This is a genomic window from Photorhabdus aegyptia (genome assembly GCF_000612035.1).
In the GTDB taxonomy this organism is placed as follows: Bacteria; Pseudomonadota; Gammaproteobacteria; order Enterobacterales; family Enterobacteriaceae; genus Photorhabdus; species Photorhabdus akhurstii.
Genome location: NZ_JFGV01000035.1, coordinates 1 through 19,035, shown reverse-complemented (window position 1 = coordinate 19,035; position 19,035 = coordinate 1). Strand labels below are relative to the sequence as shown.

The 19,035-nt window shown below is 43.4% G+C and carries 16 protein-coding genes; 14 read left to right on the top strand and 2 right to left on the bottom strand.

The annotated features are described in order from the left end of the window. Nucleotides 1-2: 2 nt before the first annotated feature. The 6 genes from BA1DRAFT_RS12160 (at nucleotide 3) to BA1DRAFT_RS12135 (ending at nucleotide 11,818) form a co-directional block, all read left to right on the top strand. Nucleotides 3-494 (top strand): GlcG/HbpS family heme-binding protein, encoded by a 492-nt coding sequence (locus BA1DRAFT_RS12160; protein WP_036779418.1) that lies wholly within the window; start codon nucleotides 3-5, stop codon nucleotides 492-494. Nucleotides 495-1,178: 684 nt separating this feature from the next. Then, on the top strand, nucleotides 1,179-4,451 hold the full coding sequence (gene pulA, locus BA1DRAFT_RS12155) for a pullulanase-type alpha-1,6-glucosidase (RefSeq protein ID WP_072164798.1): 3,273 nt from the start codon (nucleotides 1,179-1,181) through the stop codon (nucleotides 4,449-4,451). Between the two features lie 359 nt (nucleotides 4,452-4,810). After that, entirely contained in the window at nucleotides 4,811-6,271 is a 1,461-nt protein-coding gene (locus BA1DRAFT_RS12150; protein ID WP_036779416.1) for a DUF3375 domain-containing protein, read from the top strand. Between the two features lie 45 nt (nucleotides 6,272-6,316). Further along, nucleotides 6,317-7,213: a DUF4194 domain-containing protein gene (locus tag BA1DRAFT_RS12145; RefSeq protein ID WP_051560770.1), complete on the top strand. Its 897-nt coding sequence runs from the start codon at nucleotides 6,317-6,319 to the stop codon at nucleotides 7,211-7,213. Nucleotides 7,214-7,226: 13 nt separating this feature from the next. Beyond that, nucleotides 7,227-10,625: an ATP-binding protein gene (locus tag BA1DRAFT_RS12140; protein WP_036779414.1), complete on the top strand. Its 3,399-nt coding sequence runs from the start codon at nucleotides 7,227-7,229 to the stop codon at nucleotides 10,623-10,625. Next, on the top strand, nucleotides 10,622-11,818 hold the full coding sequence (locus tag BA1DRAFT_RS12135; RefSeq protein ID WP_036779412.1) for a Wadjet anti-phage system protein JetD domain-containing protein: 1,197 nt from the start codon (nucleotides 10,622-10,624) through the stop codon (nucleotides 11,816-11,818). The genes BA1DRAFT_RS12140 and BA1DRAFT_RS12135 overlap by 4 nt, the downstream gene beginning before the upstream one ends. Nucleotides 11,819-11,859: 41 nt before the next feature. Here the strand turns inward: BA1DRAFT_RS12135 and cynR are convergent, their stop codons facing one another. After that, nucleotides 11,860-12,762: a transcriptional regulator CynR gene (cynR, locus tag BA1DRAFT_RS12130; RefSeq protein ID WP_036779410.1), complete on the bottom strand. Its 903-nt coding sequence runs from the start codon at nucleotides 12,760-12,762 to the stop codon at nucleotides 11,860-11,862. Between the two features lie 344 nt (nucleotides 12,763-13,106). Here cynR and BA1DRAFT_RS12125 point away from each other — a divergent pair, with 344 nt between their 5' ends. Both BA1DRAFT_RS12125 and cynS read left to right on the top strand, forming a co-directional pair. Next, nucleotides 13,107-13,766: a carbonic anhydrase gene (locus tag BA1DRAFT_RS12125; protein ID WP_036779408.1), complete on the top strand. Its 660-nt coding sequence runs from the start codon at nucleotides 13,107-13,109 to the stop codon at nucleotides 13,764-13,766. A 27-nt stretch (nucleotides 13,767-13,793) separates the two neighbouring features. Further along, entirely contained in the window at nucleotides 13,794-14,264 is a 471-nt protein-coding gene (cynS, locus tag BA1DRAFT_RS12120; protein WP_036779406.1) for a cyanase, read from the top strand. Nucleotides 14,265-14,419: 155 nt separating this feature from the next. Here the strand turns inward: cynS and BA1DRAFT_RS12115 are convergent, their stop codons facing one another. Continuing rightward, nucleotides 14,420-15,295, bottom strand: coding sequence for an alpha/beta fold hydrolase (locus BA1DRAFT_RS12115; protein ID WP_051560769.1), 876 nt, complete (start codon nucleotides 15,293-15,295; stop codon nucleotides 14,420-14,422). Nucleotides 15,296-15,935: 640 nt separating this feature from the next. Between BA1DRAFT_RS12115 and BA1DRAFT_RS12110 the strand changes: the two genes are divergently transcribed. From BA1DRAFT_RS12110 to BA1DRAFT_RS24060, 6 genes are all read left to right on the top strand, one after another. After that, a complete protein-coding gene (locus BA1DRAFT_RS12110) occupies nucleotides 15,936-16,433 on the top strand; it encodes a hypothetical protein (RefSeq protein ID WP_036779404.1) in 498 nt (165 codons plus the stop codon). Further along, nucleotides 16,433-16,906, top strand: a complete 474-nt coding sequence (locus tag BA1DRAFT_RS12105) for a hypothetical protein (protein WP_036779402.1) — start codon at nucleotides 16,433-16,435, stop codon at nucleotides 16,904-16,906. The genes BA1DRAFT_RS12110 and BA1DRAFT_RS12105 overlap by 1 nt, the downstream gene beginning before the upstream one ends. A gap of 602 nt (nucleotides 16,907-17,508) precedes the next feature. Next, entirely contained in the window at nucleotides 17,509-17,766 is a 258-nt protein-coding gene (locus tag BA1DRAFT_RS24065) for a hypothetical protein (RefSeq protein WP_235201079.1), read from the top strand. Beyond that, complete coding sequence (locus BA1DRAFT_RS12100) at nucleotides 17,735-18,325, top strand: hypothetical protein (protein ID WP_235201077.1); 591 nt, start codon at nucleotides 17,735-17,737, stop codon at nucleotides 18,323-18,325. Before BA1DRAFT_RS24065 ends, BA1DRAFT_RS12100 begins: the two co-directional genes overlap by 32 nt. A 258-nt stretch (nucleotides 18,326-18,583) precedes the next feature. Further along, a complete protein-coding gene (locus tag BA1DRAFT_RS23550) occupies nucleotides 18,584-18,742 on the top strand; it encodes a hypothetical protein (RefSeq protein ID WP_160170006.1) in 159 nt (52 codons plus the stop codon). 30 nt (nucleotides 18,743-18,772) lie between these two features. Then, nucleotides 18,773-19,035, top strand: a 263-nt coding sequence (locus BA1DRAFT_RS24060) for a hypothetical protein (RefSeq protein WP_036779400.1), incomplete at its 3' end; no start/stop codon positions are given.

Sequence of the window (19,035 nt, the reverse complement as noted above, 5' to 3'; positions counted from 1 at the left end):
CTATGAAACATTCTCTTTTCTATACTGTTCTGGCAGCAGGTTTATTCGCTCAATCTGCTTTTGCTTCATCACTAATTACTGAACGTAATATTACCCTTGAGGTAGCAAATAAATTAGCTTCTGAGGCAATTCAGTCTTGTAAATCGAATAATTATAACGTGGCAGTTTCTGTTATTGATAAAAGTGGGGTTTTGAAAGCGGTTCAGCGTATGGATAAAGCTGGGTTGCATACCGTTGAGGCGAGCAAAATGAAAGCTTATACCGCGTTATCTACCCAGAGAACGTCAGAGGACGTAATGAAAACGGCGCAATCAAATCTTGGTGCTCAATATTTAGGGGATATTCCAGGCTTCCTATTACTTGGTGGTGGTGTTCCGGTTAAATCTGGTGATGAAGTGATTGGTGCAATTGGTATTGGCGGCGCACCGAGTGGTTCTTTAGACCAACAGTGTGCTCTTGATGCAATTCAAAAAATTTCATCAGATTTATCTTAATCATAACGATTTATAAAATTTGCAGGGGTAACGATAATGAATTAAATCTCCATTTCTACTTATGATGACAATATTCGTTGTGTTGATATTAGGAATATAGAAATTAGCTTTAGTATCTTTAATTATCGTGCTCTTGCATAGAGGCAATAACTGGAATTAAGTTATTGCCTCTCATTGATTTTGTTTATGGTTAATAGGTCAACTTTATCCTCAGCTTTATTTAAATATATTCTTAGGCTATTATTTTGTTCGCAATGATCAAGCTTTACGTTTTTACACAGGTGTAGGCCCTGTAACAAGTTACACTTATATCTAATGCAAGAAAAAACGCAGGATTAGGAGGAAAGGAATGACTTAATAATCCTGCATCAAAAAAATGCTTTTTTGTAGAAACAATAAAGTTTGTGAAAATATATAAAAATGACAATGACTATATTTGACATCATTTTAATCTGTATCTGATGGAATAATATAAATCAACTCACACAAGGTTTATGTAATAAAAGATTATTACATTATTATTGTGCGCAATATCACGAAAAAGTATCTCCTCCTAATCCCTCCTCCCTCTTAGTATCAAAACTAGGAGGATGCTGACTCATCTGAGACATTATTTAATATTTCATTCCTATTTTATTAACAATAATATCGGCGACGATTTATTTCTATTAAAAAGGTCTGATTATGGTAGCTCACTTCTGGAAAAGGGCTTACCTGGCCCTATTAAGCAGTACATTTGTTTTACTACTGGCAAGCTGTGATAACAATAGTTCTTTACCCGAATCCCCGGAGGAACCGATGGCGCATATCCCTAATAAAGTACCCAGTGAAGCTGCTGTTGCCGGCAATTTTCAGGCAGTGATCCACTTGGTGGACATTGCTAAATTGAGTCAAAGCCCAACAACAAACCGTGACTACAGTACCAACACCCTCTACTTATGGAACGATAAAAATTGTGATGCCTTGGCTTCCCCTTCATTAAGCTGGGACGATATCAGTGCAACTCCCGCTGGCAGTGATAGTTATGGGCCTTACTGGGTAATACCGTTAACCAAGAACGCGGGTTGTATCAATTTTATCGTGCGTGATGGTAGCAACAATAAATTGATCGACAGTGACCTAAAAATCTCCTTCTCTGATTTCAAGAATCGTACCGTCTCTGTGATACCCGGCAGTCATCAAATCTATAGCAGTCGTGCGGCAGCCTTTAATTCCGTGTTTGGCGTTTCTCAGGCTTCGGCACACTGGGTCGATAACCAGACTTTGTTGTGGTCGGGCGGAGCGGATAAACCCCATGTCCGCTTATATTACAACCGGAATGGCAAAGTAGAAGCTAATGATGAAGGAAATTTCATCGATAGCTATCTGACATTAACACCGACCACCTTGAGCCAGAAAACGGCTGATAGATTTCCGCACTTGAGGAAATTAACCGCATTTCGTTTGCCTGCGGATACGGATGTCGATACGTTACTTACCGGTGATCTGGTGGCGTTGGCGACCAATGAAGCGGGCTTGTTGTTATCAGCTACTCAAGTACAAACGGCTGGTGTTTTGGACGACCATTTTGCCAATGTTGCTGACACACTGGAATATGGTGCGCTAATCAACGATGTAGGTGTTACTTTCCGCCTGTGGGCGCCTACTGCTCAACATGTTGGGTTGGTTATCTACGATAAAGATAAACAGGTCATTGCCAATCATGCAATGAACCGTAATCCTGCTAGTGGTTCCTGGTCATGGCAAGGTGATAAAGAGCTGGTTGGTGCTTATTACCGCTATGTTTTAACGGTATACCATCCATATTCCCGTAATGTAGAGCACTACGAGGTTACCGATCCCTATTCCCACAGTTTGTCCACCAATTCGGAATACAGCCAAGTCATCAACTTGGATGACGAAGCGCTAAAACCACAAGACTGGGATAGCGTTCTTATGCCGCATTCGCAAAATACACCAGCGGATATTGCGCGTATGACCATCTATGAAGCTCATGTCCGTGATCTCTCCGTTGCAGATAGCACAGTGCCAGAAACCTGGCGTGGTAAGTATCTGGCTCTCACCGCTGACAACAGCGATATGTTCAAACACCTTAAGGCATTGAGTCAGGCAGGGGTGACTCATATGGAGCTATTGCCGGTATTCGATGTGGCTTCCATTAATGAATTTAGCAACCAAGTAGCGGATCTCAACCATCCATTTAGTCGTTTGTACCAAGTCAATCCAAAGGTGAGGAGCAGCCGTTTCGCTGATTATTACAATAGCTCACAGACTGTGGGTGAAGTATTGCAGGAGTTACAGCGTGGTGACAGTGCCAATAACCCGCAGGTACAAGAGTTAAATGCAATAATTGCGGAAACCGACTCCTACAACTGGGGTTACGATCCGTTTCATTACTCGGTACCGGAAGGCTCTTATGCCACTGATGCGGAAGGTTCGGTACGTATAAAAGAGTTTCGCGCCATGATTCAGGCCATCAAGCAACAATTGGGGATGAATGTGGTTATGGATGTGGCGTACAACCACACCAATGCTGCTGGCCCTACAGATAGGTCTTCCGTGTTAGATAAGATAGTTCCTTGGTATTATCATCGCCTGAATGAAATCAGTGGTAATGTTGAATCCAACACTTGTTGTCACGATACAGCGCCAGAACACCGCATGTTCGCTAAGCTCATTGAAGACTCATTGGTGACTTGGGTTAAGGACTATAAAATCGACGCATTTCGATTTGACTTAATGGGCTATCATCCGAAGGCTCAGATTTTATCGGCGCTGGCAAAAGTACGTGCGATTAACCCATCGGTCTATTTTTTTGGTGAAGGTTGGAACTCAGGGCAGGAGGACCGCTTCGAGATTGCTTCACAGATTAATCTTAAAGGCACAGGGGTGGGTACTTTCTCTGATCGGCTACGAGATGCGGTACAGGGTGGCGGGCCGTTTGATTCCGCTGATAGCATTCGCATTAATCAGGGGGTAGGCAACGGCGCTGGAACGTTACTTAACGAAATGGCGTGGTTCGATGCTAATGAGGCGCGTCATCTGGCGGATTTGGTACGTCTCGGTATGGCGGGTAATTTGGCTGATTTTGTGATGATCGATAAAGATGGGGCAGTGAAAACGGGTAGAGACATTAACTACAAAGGCGCTATAGCCGGTTATGCCGCTGATCCAATTGAGGTGATTAATTATGTCTCTAAGCATGATAACCAAACGTTGTGGGACATAATCAGCTACAAAGCGGCGCGTGAGGCAGATTTGGCGACACGAGTTCGTATGCAGGCAATATCTCTCGCCACGACATTCCTTGGGCAGGGGCTGGCTTTTGCTCAACATGGATCGGAGCTACTGCGTTCAAAATCTTTTACCCGCGATTCCTATAATTCCGGTGATTGGTTTAATCGTGTTAGCTACACCTACCAGGATAATAACTATGATGTTGGTATGCCGGATCAGCGTGTTGATGGCGAAAATTATGCATTGATTGAAAAAGTGAAAAATATGGTAGATAAACCGGGCCGGACTGAATTATTACAGATGACGGCTTTTTATCAGGAATTGTTGCGTTTGCGCCAATTTTCACCACTGATGACGCTTGGTGATGGCGCATCGGTTAAACAACGTGTTGATTTCCTTAACGTTGGGCCGCATCAGCAGCTTGGGTTGCTGGTAATGACCATAGATGACGGTAATACTACTGGTGATGACCGTGATTCGCGATTTGACGGCTTGGTGGTGATGATTAATGCGGCTCCACATCCTGCCACAGTAAGAGATCTTAACGTCAGAGGGTTGAAGTTGAATGATATTCAGAGCGAGCTAGGCAGAGCTTCGTTGGCGGCGGGTATCAAAATAGCAAAAGACGGCACAGTCACGTTACCAGCTTGGTCAGTAGCGGTGCTGGTTCTGCCACAGGATGGTGTTAGCGGTACTGGTTTGCCTGTCCGTAGAAAGTAACGCATAGGAATTTTCCATTGTTTGCATCGGGGCGGTTTGTCCAGACCGCCCATTTTTACCTTGAAAGGGTCCTCCCGCCGCTTTCCTTGCTGATGATAATTGAGGCATTATTTATCTCCTTATTATATTCCTACATTATCACTCTTTGTTTTTCGTTATCGTCTTGCTGCTACTCTTCACAAAATAGGTGGCTTTATAAGCTTAATTTTCCCATTGGTCACAGCGCTTAATAGTTATAAAAGTCAGTAATTTGTGTTGACATAATAAAAAAATGTGATGATATGGTTTTTATTCGATTGTAAATTATACAAAATTCTTGGTGGTAGCTTTTTACTTGTTACCACACAGAGGGAGGCGAGTTGAATTTCCAAGGGTTACAGGCAAAGTATCGCCGTCTATTTCAGGAAAGTGCCGCCTGGAAACTGTTAAGAGCCGATAATTCCCCTTTAATTTTGGCGTTTCTGGGGGAGTTGTTTTCTGAGGAGAGTGAAGTCCCTTTTAGTCGTGCCCGTGTGTCACTTGATGCAGAACTGGTACGCTGTCGTGAACTTGGTCTTTGGGAAACTGAAACGGGAGCGGGTACGTATCTTAATAAATGGATTCGGGAAGGCTGGTTGCGTGAGATGGACGACATGTTAACCAAAACGGATGCCAGTGAAGTTGCACTTCGTTTTAGTCAGGGGCTTGATGAACGCAGTACAGGAACCACCGCGTCTCATCTTCGAATTGTTCAAGAAGCGGTCAGAGAATTTGCGGTGGCTATTAGCCCAAATATTGATGAGCGTGTCACGCTTTTGGAACATAGAAAAGCTGAAATCCAAAGAGAGATTGATGCCCTGAGAGCTGGCGTGGTGCTTGAACTGACCGAGCTTGAGCAGCGGGAGAGAATTCGTGAGATCTACCAATTGGCCTCTGTTTTAACGGGTGATTTTCGTCGTGTTGAAGATGAAATTCGTCAACTGGATCAGGAAATTCGCATTCAAATTATTGAAGGAGATTCCACCAGAGGGGATGTTCTTCTCTCTGTTTTAGAAAAAGAAGCGCTATTGGCGAAAACGGATGCGGGTAGTGCGTTTGAAAGTTTCTTTGATTTGTTATGTGATCAAAATAGAACAATGGAACTGCGGGATCAACTTCGAAGCATTTTAAATCGTCCCGCAGCAGAACATTTGACTACCCAGCAACGACAGTTTTTAAATCAGCTCATGAGGGAACTGAGCCGCGAGAGTGACAGAGTTTTTCAAATCAGGCGAAGAACGGAAGAGAGTTTGCGTGCTTATATAGAGAGTGGCACTGCTCAAGAAAATCGTGCTGTTGATAGATTGCTTGGTCAATTGGAACGACTCGCCGTTGAATTGAGGAACTCAGGTTATGACTTGCAAACGGCGACAACTCTGTCACTGCCTGTTGGCGCGGCAAGTATTAGCTCTCCTGAAAGCATGCTGCTTAAATCACCTGATGAAAAACTAGATACTTCAGGTGCTGAAGAACAGATCAACTCTCGAGAACCGAGTATGCAGATGCTGGATTGTCTTGATGTTGTTCAAATTCGATTAATCGCTGAGAGAACATTAGCAACGTTAAAAGAGTTTGGCCCAATGACGATTGCATCTGTTGCAAATTATCACCCACTTAATTCAGGGTTGGAGGAGTTAGTTGCCTATTTGCGGGTGGCGAAATCTGTCGGGGCTGCATCATTGGAAGGAAAAGAATCAATTGAAATCAGCGATAAACGGGGAGTTCGCTTGCGGGCGTCTATACCTACTTTTCTGTTGAGTGCCGACCTGTTTCCTGACAGTTTGGATGAATTGGTTCTTTAAATGGTGAAGAGAAAGTGGCTGTAGATTTATATAGTGAGGGTTGAAATGCACAAAGGTAAGAAGTTGAATAAAGATAATGGCATCCTCGCTACCCTTGGGAAGTCTAATTCTGATCCTCAAGAAGAACAGAAAACAGGGTTCTTCGATCAGTTGATAAAACACCATACGCAATCAGAGTATAACCCGCTTACAGATACAGCCGGCGTTGAATCTGATGTTGCTTTTTCGGTTGTCAATCAAAGCCCATCCTGTGACGTTGATAATGTATTAGTCAGTGAGCAGGCTGAGAACTCAAACAGTGATATGCCGCCTGATGCGCGTCGGGTACTGGTTAGCTTATTGCGTCAGGGCGTTATTTTGTCTTCGCAGAAAGCTAAACTGTTTGAATTACTTTGTCGATACCAATCTGCTGTACGCAAACATCTATCAGAAGTCTATTTGAAGTTAGTTTTGGATGAAAAAGCAGGTGTTGCCTTTATAGCTGGCTTTCAAAATGAGGAAGATACTGAATCATTGGGTATAGATGATGACGAGGTTGTCTCTCTGATTAGCCGAAGGACGCTCTCTTTATACGATACATTGTTGCTGTTAGTGCTGCGTAAACACTATCAAGACCGGGAAACATCGGGAGAACAAAGGATTATCATTGATATTGAACGTATAGAATCCCATCTGACGCCGTTTTTACCGCTGACAAACAGTACTAAATCTGACCGGAGAAAACTCAAGGGCGCTCTTGATAAAATGGTGACGAAAAAAATATTGAGTTCGGTCCGGGGAAGCGAAGATCGCTTCGAGATTACGCCGGTGATCCGCTATGTAGTCAGCGCTGAATTTCTTGAAAGCATGCTTAATGAATACCTGAAAATGGCGAGAGAGAAGGGTATTGAGCTAAATAAAAATGGCGGCGACGCTGTTGATTATCAAGATGAAGAGGAATAGACAGGAGATGAAAATGACTGATCAAACTCTTTCGGCTAATTCATTATTTCACGTTGGTCAAATCAGATTAGCTGAACTCTCAGTTTATAACTGGGGGTCATTTAATGGCTTGCATACCGCGTTGATCGATCCTATGGGAACGCTGGTCACTGGAGATAATGGCGCCGGGAAATCGACGTTTATTGATGGCCTTATGGCTCTGCTGCTTCCTGCCGGAAAGGCAACTTTTAATGTGGCCGCGGCTCAGGGTGATCGTTCTGACCGGACTTTACTTTCCTATATGCGGGGAAGTTTTGGATCTGCCCATGACGGAGCGGGGACGAGGGTCAGAAGTAAGCGTGAGTTTGGCGTAGTGACCGGGCTTAGAGCTTTATATCAGGGTGATGATGGTTCAAAAATCACGCTTGCGGCACTTTTCTGGATTACTAAATCGACGAATGTGCTGGCGGATGTGACGCGAGTTTATGTTGTTGCCAAAAGAGACCTGACGCTTAAGGAAATGCTCAATGCTTTTGGCGATGGTAATGCCCGGGCATTCAAGCAATGGCTGCGTGATGACCCGGCGATTACGTGCTGTGATGATAATTTTTCTGATTATCAGGAGTTGTACCGAAAGCTTTTGTATATGGACAATAAGAATGCGCCTGCATTGTTGTCGCGGGCGTTAGGTCTAAAAAAAATTGATGATTTAACTGGGTTGATTCGTGAGTTGGTACTTGAGCCGAGCACAGTTAAAGATGATGCTAAAAAGGTCGTGGAAGAGTTTGCTGATTTGGTGGCAATTCATAGTCAATTAGTGGATGCAAGAGCGCAAAAAATGCACTTGTCTAAGTTACCTGAACTTAGCTCAATTATCGAAAAAACGATGAGAGAATTTGAAGAATTAACGGCCGAAAAAAATAGTCTTCCGGTTTACTTTGGGGAAGTCTTCGCGCAACTGTGGAGCGAAAAAATTGCCGATATTGAGTCTGAACTCGAAGCACTACTCTTTGAAATTAAGCAAGCGGAAGAGCAGAAAACAGATGCGGATAAGTTGGTTGAGAGAAGGCATGAGGAATACCTTCAGTTTGGTGGGGATAAAATAGAGTCGCTTCGAAAGGAAATTGGTCATACCCAAACTCAGTTGAATCGGGTGGTTAGGAATTCATCGCAATATCAAACTCATGTTAATGAGCTGTCTCTGCCTTCGGTATTAGAGGAGGCTGTATTTCTTAAAAATCAATCCGCGGCATCAGCCAGACTTGCCAGTATTCAACGAGACGAGGAAGAGTATCAGGACAAGTTTGCCGCCATCAGTGCTAAATTCAGTGAGCTACAAGCCAATATCCATGATATCTCTCAGGAAATCCGGGAAATCGAGGCAAGGCCGGATTCCAATATCGATGTGAAATATCAGCAACTGCGGGATGAACTGGTTAATTCCTTAGAATTAAGTAAAGACCAATGCGTATTTATTGGTGAGCTTATCGACGTCGAAGATAGTGAAAAAATCTGGCAAGGCGCGATAGAGAGGGCGTTAGGCGGGTTACGAACAACGCTTGCTGTGCCACATCATTGTTATTCGATGGTGACTCGCTGGTTAAACGTCCGGCATACAGGTTTACATGTCCGTGTTCAAGTTGTGAATGATTCTGCGATTAACCGGGGTCATTCGGCGGAGTTTAAGCCTAATGGCTATTTAAAGAAACTGGTATGGCGTACTCACCCTTATCAAGAGTGGCTCAAGCATTATTTGCAGCGATTTGACCTGCAATGTGTCTCGAATACGGAAGAATTGGATAAGACCCCGTTTTCGATGACACAACAGGGGTTAATGCACATGGATAAGGGGCGCTTTGAGAAAAAAGATCAACACCGAATAGATGACAGAAGACGCTGGTGCTTGGGTTTTTCAAACAAATCACGTTTAGCCATTCTTAATAACGATAAAAAAGAGTTAACTCTGCAATTGGCGGAAACCGAGAAAAAGGTGAGTCAGGCCCGCCAAGATTTGAATACTGTTTCTGATCGTAAAATACTCTGGGAGAAGATCCAAAGTTACTGTTGGGATGATATCAACGCTCCTTATTGGCATGAAAAGCTTTCGGATTTGCAGGCTGACCTTAAGGTATTGGAGCAGTCAGGTGGTGATCTTGATAAGGCCAGAGAGCGTTGGGAATCGGCTAAAGAGCAGTTAGTTCAAATCCAATCGGTATTAAATCAGCTCAATTCTGATTCTGGCGGCGTTAAAAATACGCTGAAAAATGCAAAAGAGGAATGGAGCAAAGCGCAGGCAAAAGCATCAAAAGGATTACCTGATTCAGCCAGACAATTACTTGCTCTTCGGGTTGGAGTGCTTAGTACAAACGATTTAAGCCAGATGTCTGAATTGGTGTCCAAGGTTGAAGAAGATTTGGAGCGTTTGTTAGATATTAGCCGAAACAGTAAAGACAGGGCGGAAAGGTCAGCCATCAGCATTATGGTCTCATTCAGGTCTAACGATAAATGGCAAGTCTTCACGGTTGATTGGCAAAGTAATATTGGCAGCCTGCCTGATTATCTTAATCATTTACGACAACTGGAAGAAGAAGGGCTTCCCAACCTTGTGGAACAGTTTATTGAACGTTTGAATAAGCATGCAACGCAGTCGCTAGCGCGGATTAAAACTAAGCTTGAATCTGAACGGGAAGATATCCTTGAGCGGATTGATATCATTAACCGGGTCCTCAAGCGTACCGAGTTTCGATCAGGGACACACTTAAAGCTAGGTTCAAAGAGAGAGAAATTCCCGCATGTTAATGAGTTTGAACAGCATTTGCGTAAGGTGCTTAGTCAGGTAACCAGTGATGACCATGAAGCGCGGTTCCGTCAATTGGCTAAAGTAGTTGAAATACTTGGGAAAGCAAGTGCGCCAGGTTCCTCAAATACATTGGAAAGCTTAAGGTTGCTTGATCCTCGTTATCAGATGTCATTTTATGCCGAAGAGTTGGATAGTAATACCGGTGAGATTCGTGATGTATTGGAATCATCCAGTGGAAAGTCAGGTGGAGAGAAAGAGTCATTTGCGGCGACTATTGTCGCGGCAAGTTTGGCCTATGTTTTGACGCCAGATGGTTATGATCGACCGGTTTACTGTACTGTTTTCTTGGACGAAGCATTCTCAAATACGGCTGAAACAGTAAGTCGGCGGGTGCTCCGAGTATTTCGAGAGCTCCACATTCACGTTAATTTGATCACGCCTTATAAGAACTTGAATCTGGCAAGAGAATCGGCTCGCTCACTACTCATTGCGGAAAGAGACCAGGAAAACCATGACAGCCATTTATGTGAAGTGACTTGGGAAGAGATTGACCGGAGAATGGGCGAAGAGAAGGAGAAAAAGTTGTCTGATGAGGCTGCTGATCTGGGGATCGAGTTTGAGAAGTTGACATGAAAAAAGGGCAGTATGAGGTGCGTTGGGGGTTATTGCCAGCGCAAGTTAAGAGCATCATTAGGCAGCGTGAGTGGGATAACCGTTCCTCACTAAAAGACCGGCTACTGGGCAACAGGGCATTTCCTATTCGCGTTGGATTAAAACCACCCAAAGGGAATTCTGCCATATTAGATATCGCTCATTTTCAACGGTTTATTGATGAGTGGAGATCATTTCCCTATCAAGATGTTGTGGAGTGGTCTTCTAAGAATTTCAGGGAATTATCTGAACAACGCATTCCAACTTTTGTTGTCATTGAATCGATGCAACATTTGATTCAATTTTTAGGGAATGATGCCCTTTCCCGAAGTAAGGTATGGGAAAGAAATATGAAGCCATTTTTGCGGATTGATAAAGATCTCTATCCTGCATTGGTGAAATGTATAGATATTGTGGAAAAACTCTCGTTGAGAGATGCGGAATTATTAGCAAAATTGCTACCACAATTAAAGCAGGGCTTAGGCGAAGGACAATATTTAAGAGCACTGCCACTCATTGGGATTGATACTAAGTTTCTTGAGAACCACCAAATCCTGATCGAAGAGCTGGCCGATATCATTCACAAGGGAGCTGTTTCGGTATCAGGTGGTCTTATCGCTTGGTTGGGATGTTCAATAAATCCTAAAGGCTGGTTAACTATCAGGCCGCTTTGCCGTGCTGCAACTGTTGCGCTTGGGGGAATGCCGATACTACAAATACCTAGCGAATTACTTAGAAGGCATGAACTTCCGGCATCGAATATATTAATAGTTGAAAACTTACAGTCTGGTTTAGCATTACCCGAAATGTCTGACACGATAGCGGTGATCGGCGGGGGGAAAAACATTGCTTGGATGGATGCAGCTTGGTTGAAAGGTAAGCGTGTAGGGTATTGGGGAGATATTGATACTTGGGGTTTATCTATTCTCAGTGATGCCAGAAACAAGTTTATGGATATTGAGCCTCTGATGATGGATGTTAAAACTGTTAAAGCTCATGAAGATAGAATGGTTCCTGAACCAAATCCAGTTGAATCTAATCCTACATTGCTAAATGAGGATGAAGCAAAGTTGTTTAATGATCTCATTTCTGGCCGGTTCCAATCTTCACGTTTAGAGCAGGAGCGCCTTTCATCTGATTACATTAGAAACAAGCTTACGAATTGGCTGTCCTAATACGGAAGGGAAGCCGCCAGACGCGATGTGTTTTCTATTTATCAGAAATCGTCACTTTCTTGGTGTACATCGAAATGGTGTGTGATCAGATTGGCAAACGCTTGGCTTGCCGCGCTTCGATATGCACCACGGCGCCACAACAGTACTGCATTGCGTTGCGGTAACGTAGGTCGAATTGCAATGGAATAGAGCCCGGTCTGTTCGTGGGCTATGACATCAGGTAACAGAGTTGCGAGTCGCCCTCGACGGACAATTTCTACGATTGCACTGATTGAGTTGGCCTCAATTGCAATGCGTGGGGTGATCCCCTGTTTCTGGAAGTACAAATCAATATGGCTTCGCGTTGCAAAGTCTTTACTTAGTAGCGCTAGCCCTTCATGTTCCAACATTTTCGCCGTCAATGATGTTTGTTGACCAATAAATCGATGCGATTGACCAACGATCAGGCTGAGTGTTTCGATGAACAATGGTTCGCTATCAATGTCGGGGGAGCGTACGTCTGAGAACGCGATACCGAGATCGAGTTGATTCTCCGCTAAAGAGACTTCTATTTGATCTTGCGTCATTTCCTTGATATTCAAAGCAATTTCTGGATAGAGTGCATTGAAACGCTCTACCCAATGGCCGATGAAGTAAGTGGTGAAGGTGGGTGTCATAGCTAGCCTGAGCAACCCACGGCTTAAATCCTGTACATCATGAATCGCACGCTGACCAGCATCCAGATCCTGCAATGCACGACGGGCGTAACTTGTGTATACCTCGCCAGCGTCAGTGAGTCGCACACTCCTTCCAGAGCGATCGAACAGTTGCACATGCAGTGACTCTTCAAGTTGTCTGATTTGTTGCGATAAGGTTGGTTGTGAGATGTGAAGTTCTTCTGCCGCGCGTGTGAAGTTCTGATGTTCGGCAACTGCCAGCAGATAACGAATATGTCGCAGCAGCATATCAATTAACTATTTGAAAATAATATGGAAGTAATGACATCCTGAGCTTTGAGACTATAGAAAAATTCGTTCATTCTTCACCTGTTAGCTGTCTTATCGGCCACGATGGAGTGAAGACTATAAGGGCTTCTTGAACATGTCAACGCTGGTTTGTTGTTCTGTACGCTAGTGCTTGAAACAAAAAGAGGTGACTACTGGATTATTAACAAATACGTCGCCGCAGAACAGCAATGAACTATTGGAAAATACTATAGCGATGATAGTAATCCGATCTTTGACGCTATAGATAAACTCGTTCATTCTTTATCCATCCGCTTTCTTATCGATCACGATGGAGTGAAGACATGCAGGATATTATTGAAGGCTTTTTACAATTCCAGCGCGAGGTATTTCCAAAGCGTTGCGAGCTTTTCAAGCGGCTTGCCACCAGCCAAAATCCGCGTACTTTGTTTATTGCGTGCTCCGACAGCCGTGTGGTTCCAGAGCTTTTGACTCAGAGTGAGCCAGGTGATCTGTTCGTGATACGCAATGCGGGTAACATCGTTCCGTCGTACGGTGCAGAATCTGGCGGTGTTTCCGCTACTGTTGAGTATGCGGTTGCTGTGCTTGGAGTCACCGACATTGTGATCTGCGGACATTCAGATTGTGGTGCCATGACCACGATTGCAAGCTGTAAATGTATGGATCACCTGCCCGCGATTACAAACTGGTTACGCTATGCGGATTGTGCCAAAGCGATTAATCAGGCACGTGCGCACGTTAACGAGACTGCTCAAATTGATTCGATGGTGCGTGAAAACGTAATCGCTCAAATTGCTAATATCAAAACCCATCCGTCCGTGGCACTCGGACTGGAACAGGGGCATTTGAATCTACACGGCTGGATTTACGACATAGAGGCTGGTTCGATCGATGCTCTAGACGGCTTGGTCGGCCAATTTGTTTCGCTTGCGGACTATCCGCATGTTTCTGCAACGCAATCCGTGTTTCACCACGGCATTTAAATAGCTTATTAATCCAAAGGAATCATTATGACACAATCTCAATACTCCCAAACTCCCCGTCAGGCCCTGACCGATGCTATCATCGACGCCAAAACACACAAAAATTTGACGTTTGAGGATATTGCACAAGGTACCGGTCTGAGCCTTGCATTCGTCACTGCTGCACTGCTCGGCCAACATCCTTTGCCCGCTGATGCTGCGAGGATTGTGGTTGACCGACTTGAACTGGACGAAGATGCCTTCCTTCTGCTGCAAACTATCCCTGTACGCGGTAGTATCCCCGGAGGTGTACCGACAGATCCGACTATTTACCGATTCTATGAAATGGTGCAAGTTTACGGTTCAACGCTTAAGGCGCTTGTCCACGAGAAGTTTGGTGATGGCATTATCAGTGCGATTGACTTTAAACTTGATATCAAAAAGGTCGATGATCCTAATGGCGGTTCACGTGCTGTAATTACGCTGGATGGGAAGTATTTACCGACTAAACCGTTCTAAAGTCATTGTAATTATTGGCATCGGCAAGAGGTTTGAATTTGAGAGACAAACCCTTTGCCGTTTCAAAATTACTGAGTGTCAACTTGACCGCTAAAAGTTCCCCATAATCCTTGATAAAGCAATGCCTGCTATAGCTCTCCAGAAAATCAAAGGGATTATGGCAGGTCTGAAGGGATTATGGTTCCAGCAGGATAAAACGAAGGGTTCGCGCAGAATTGGTCAATAACCTGCATTAACTGCGCAGGACGCTCATAAACGACCGCATGTCCACACTCTATCTCTGTAAAGCGTGCATCCTGAATTGCGCCAAACAGAGCTTTGCTGTGGCGGATGGGCGTCATTTGATCATGCGTACAGCCAATAATCAGTGTGGTAGCTTTTATCGTAGGAACAATTTGAGTGATATCGACCCGGCCATTAAGGTCCATTTGTAACGCTTCAAATTCCCCTGGTATGGCATTGTCGAAGCTGATTGCAAACTGATCTGGAAGCATATTTACATGATTGGGAGAGCTGAAAGCGCAAAACATCACAAAGTCTGCAATAGCTGGTGATTGGATCTCATATAACTGACGCCAGACAGATAAAAATCGTTCTATCTGTAAATCTGTTTTCATCCATCCTGCGATCAGAACCAAATTACAAACCAAATCCTGACGCTTAGCGGCAACAGAAGCAGTAACGACAGCTCCCAACGAGTAACCTATTAGTGTGACAGGTTCTCCTAACGCTGCTGCTTCAATAACAGCTTCGACCTGTTTTTCAAGATGTTCAAGGGTAAGCGTTTCGTTTGCTTTTACCGGTTGAGAAAAATCTAGGGATATAACTCGATTTTCCGTGGCAAGCAGTTGAAAGAGATAACCGAAATGTATCTCTGTACTGCCGCCAGTGCCATGTACCAAGACGATAGGATTTCTCTTGGCGTTATTCTTAATTGGATCGAGAGGTTGGGATATGAAGAACTTTACCTCTTTTCCATCTACGTTTATGACACTTTCGTTGATATTAAATTTTTGCTCGGACTTATTCATGGTAATGAAATATCTCCTGATAGATATGGATTATATAGAAGCCAAATATAGATAATTAAACAATTTCCTTGTTAGTTGCTTAATTAAATTAATAACCAAGTATAGAGTTATTGTCAAATTATAAAATTAAAATAGTGTCGTGCTTGAATATTCATATTATTACAAATCTCAATATTAGAGCCTATTTATTGTGTTTTTGCGATATTTCAGGTAGGGAAAATAAGTTGCAACCCATTAATTAAGCTATGAATATTTTTTCAAGCGGAATAGAAGAAATATCAAAATATTAAAAAGCCCATATGCAGGGTTGTCTTATTAATTTCTTGTTTCACATTGACAGATTTTCATCCTCATACCATAGTGATTACATCACTTTTTTATGTGATTGCATTGTTAAATAATTTTATTCATCTATTGCTTGGGTATTATTGATTGATAATTTATATAATTAAGAATTATCAGTAATACACCCAAAATCGTTTTTCGAAATATTTTATAAAGTATTTTTTTCGCTCTGACAGCATTCTGCTATAACGTTCGACTCTGTTTATACAATTCATCAGCGTGTGTAGTCTGCTTCGGAGAGATAAAACTGAATGGCATCATCGGATATTTAACACACCTATTCAGGAGATGAAAAATGTCTACTCGAATCGTGAATGAACTAGATCCGCAATATGTGGTGGCAGAAGGTGAGAAACGAGCTATACGCACGATTAAGCTATTTATTTCTTTGGGCTTTATCGCAGAGGCTGGATTTCTTTTAATGGGGCTTATTTTGTTTCCCGATAATGGCCCTTTGGTATGGCGTCTCGTATGGGCGCTTGGTTTATGTGGTATTGGCATGGGGGCCGCCGTTGGGGGGTTGACTTACTTGGTATCAGCACGTTTCGCGCCTGGAAGTACCGGCGCTTATATCATGACCGCAGTAAGTAGCACTCTGTTATTCAGTGTTTGCCAAACACTTTGTTGGGGCTTGGACCACAACGTGGGGCTGAATTATTGGGGTTCAATAGAAATGCCGTTGCTATTCCTGATTAAAGGATACACTGCTGCACTCATTGCTGGCATTTTGGGCAGCTTTCTTCTTAATTCTGTAACAGGTGCGAGATTCCTTGCTCGTCTCAAGGTTTTTTAGTGGATAAGAAATTAACTTTGCCTAATAGTTTCGCCGTTTCCGTATTTCTGGCTGTATTAGCTGCATGTTTGAATCTTATATTGTGGCGCGCTGATATTCTGGAGATGGCACATAGCATCCCGCTGAAGGGGTTAATGATTATTTGGTATCTTTTGGGATGGGGTTTTGCTCCGGGTTGCCTGACCGCGCTCACCATCAATTCAATCAGGGGAAGATTACCTCAGAGGGTGGGGTCGGTGATTGCAACGCTTATAAGCTTTCTGTTGGTTACAGGGATTTGCGGTTTGGTTTATGCTTACCTGACAAACTCTGTCTTTATGCAAATTGCTATGGGAGGAGAGGCTCATCATCATTTCATGGTAAACAACGGAACTATTCTTGGTTTTATTACGCAACTGCTGCCCAGTTTATGTGCAACGGTTATTTCAATCATGAATGCTTTTTCGATAAAAATGGGGAAGCCGTTTAGGTGATAAAATCCAAATAAATTCTTGGTGGCTAAACATTACTTGTGAATTAGCTTCCAAAGCGTAGCTAGTCGACGGTTCTTCTCCTATCTTGTCATGGTGCTCAGTTCCCCGACAGTAAGGCGAAAGATATTAAGCCCCTGTTTTGCGAATGCAAGATTGGGGCTTCCCCACCAATACAGTTTTACAGTAAGCTTTTTAAGTCCGCTGGCGTCGATTCTTCTACCGTCTGATATTGTTAGATTTATTCCTCCAATTACCCTAGTTTTTCGTTACAGTCGTGCCTTTAAGCCCAAGGGAAGAGTTTTGACCGATGTGTAAGAACGTCAGAAATCGACAAATGACGGAATGAAACCAACAAATAGACGCTATCAAAACCAGCATTTGGACGATGTAGTAGCCAGCAAATAGACGCTGTACAAACCAGCATTTAGACGAGAGCATAGCTAACAATTGCCTGCCAATTAGCCACATACCGAACACATTTGCAGTACCAATGAATGCTCTTTGGGGGCATTGATATCTACCACGTCCTAAAGGACGCCTTAATTCAGCCCAAACTTGGCGTGTCTCCCACCCAGATCACTAAATGGAAAAAGGGTGAGCATATGTCTCTGGATATGGAAAAAAAACTCCGAGGTGTAGCAATGATAGGTGAACTGGACCCTGAATTTATTCTCTGGGCGGGTTCTTATGAAGACGCTGTTAAATGGCAAAAACTCATATACTGTCTTGCTGGAATGGCTCATGAGAATGCAGAGACTGGGTATATTACTTACCCCTTGCAGGACGAGATGGATCTTATGTTTAAAAGTTTCCAGCGTACTTACAGACATGGGGATAAAGCTGCCGAAGTCATTCCCTGAAGAGCTGGACGTTGATGAAGATGAAGAATTCTGGGATGCAGTAGAAAAGGATAATTACGCTAATATCATCTACAAAACCTTCAATGCACTTAATAATGTTTATGGCTTCTACGCTGCTTATATTTCTGATCTCATCTATGATGAAGAGTTAGATTTATTTGAAACAGATGCAGGAAACATTGAGTCCTGCTTGGTTGCTCTGGCTGCCTGTAAAATTGAGGTTGATACAAAACTGGCTCTTGGACACAAAGAATTTAAATATAATGTTATTAAATATTATGAAGAATGGATAAATATTGTTAAAGATAAAGAGTTTCGGGCTGGTGTTCCTCTCAGGGCAGAACTGCTCGCGTTAATTTATGATTCTGGTGACGATTTTGGTCTCGAAGCCGAAGCAGAAAGTTTAGGGCTTAATTCTTCACGTATCCATCCAGACATTTATATGAACGAACTTCTGGTTGGCATGCGTACGATTCACCAGGTTCTTCCCGCTATATTAAAAAAGTTGGAAATTGACAAAGAATTTCAACTAGATCCATCTGCTTTTCGTATAGGATGATTCTGCTATTAAACACCAGCTCATCTGGCAGTTTCCTAAATTCAGGGTATCCTGCCAGATGTATACCCGTCATCTTTCAAGTTGCCTCTTTAGTTGGCTGCACTTACTCACCCCGGTCACATAGTTCTCTATGCTCCCGGGGATTCGCTCCCTTGCCGTCGCGATCCATCTTGAAATCCATTGGGTATATAACGAGTGATATATATCGGTGAAATGAGAATCCTTTTCCTTTCGTGAGAGATCAGTCAACAAGAGTTGATGGAAGACAAACTCTATTTTAGCTTCATATCAGGTTATTTAGCGTATTTTCAGTGTCTGCAATCGGCTGTCCTGGGTATCTTTGGCTTCATTGGCTGTTTGCACGGTCATGTTAATAGCGCTGCCTACCGTACCGGGCAACGCCAGCGTCAGACCTGACTATTTTTGCTCGGTTTTGCTCAGTTCGGTATGGTTGTTTTTCGTGGCCGTGATAGTGACTTTTTTAACTTCAATATTAATATCTTTGCCGGCGATAATATCGCTGCCATACAGGGCAGCCTGTTCCCCGGCGCACAGTGTGACATGGCCGTCACTGTTGCCACGGTACTGCCTTTTTTCGGGGTGGCATTGCTGTCGCTGGACTGTTTGAGTTTTGAACTGCCCATCGTAAAGCCCACGCCACCAGTGCCCATCAGACCGGATTTTTTCTCTTGTTTGAAGTGTGTTTCATG

Excerpts from the sequence above, each read along its gene's own strand:
- BA1DRAFT_RS12160 (WP_036779418.1), top strand. The coding sequence starts at position 3 with ATGAAACATTCTCTTTTCTATACTGTTCTGGCAGCAGGTTTATTCGCT.
- pulA (WP_072164798.1), top strand. The coding sequence starts at position 1,179 with ATGGTAGCTCACTTCTGGAAAAGGGCTTACCTGGCCCTATTAAGCAGT.
- BA1DRAFT_RS12145 (WP_051560770.1), top strand. The coding sequence starts at position 6,317 with ATGCACAAAGGTAAGAAGTTGAATAAAGATAATGGCATCCTCGCTACC.
- BA1DRAFT_RS12140 (WP_036779414.1), top strand. The coding sequence starts at position 7,227 with ATGACTGATCAAACTCTTTCGGCTAATTCATTATTTCACGTTGGTCAA.
- BA1DRAFT_RS12135 (WP_036779412.1), top strand. The coding sequence starts at position 10,622 with ATGAAAAAAGGGCAGTATGAGGTGCGTTGGGGGTTATTGCCAGCGCAA.
- cynR (WP_036779410.1), bottom strand. The coding sequence starts at position 12,762 with ATGCTGCTGCGACATATTCGTTATCTGCTGGCAGTTGCCGAACATCAG.
- BA1DRAFT_RS12125 (WP_036779408.1), top strand. The coding sequence starts at position 13,107 with ATGCAGGATATTATTGAAGGCTTTTTACAATTCCAGCGCGAGGTATTT.
- cynS (WP_036779406.1), top strand. The coding sequence starts at position 13,794 with ATGACACAATCTCAATACTCCCAAACTCCCCGTCAGGCCCTGACCGAT.
- BA1DRAFT_RS12115 (WP_051560769.1), bottom strand. The coding sequence starts at position 15,295 with ATGAATAAGTCCGAGCAAAAATTTAATATCAACGAAAGTGTCATAAAC.
- BA1DRAFT_RS12110 (WP_036779404.1), top strand. The coding sequence starts at position 15,936 with ATGTCTACTCGAATCGTGAATGAACTAGATCCGCAATATGTGGTGGCA.
- BA1DRAFT_RS24065 (WP_235201079.1), top strand. The coding sequence starts at position 17,509 with ATGTCTCTGGATATGGAAAAAAAACTCCGAGGTGTAGCAATGATAGGT.
- BA1DRAFT_RS12100 (WP_235201077.1), top strand. The coding sequence starts at position 17,735 with ATGGGGATAAAGCTGCCGAAGTCATTCCCTGAAGAGCTGGACGTTGAT.
- BA1DRAFT_RS23550 (WP_160170006.1), top strand. The coding sequence starts at position 18,584 with ATGGAAGACAAACTCTATTTTAGCTTCATATCAGGTTATTTAGCGTAT.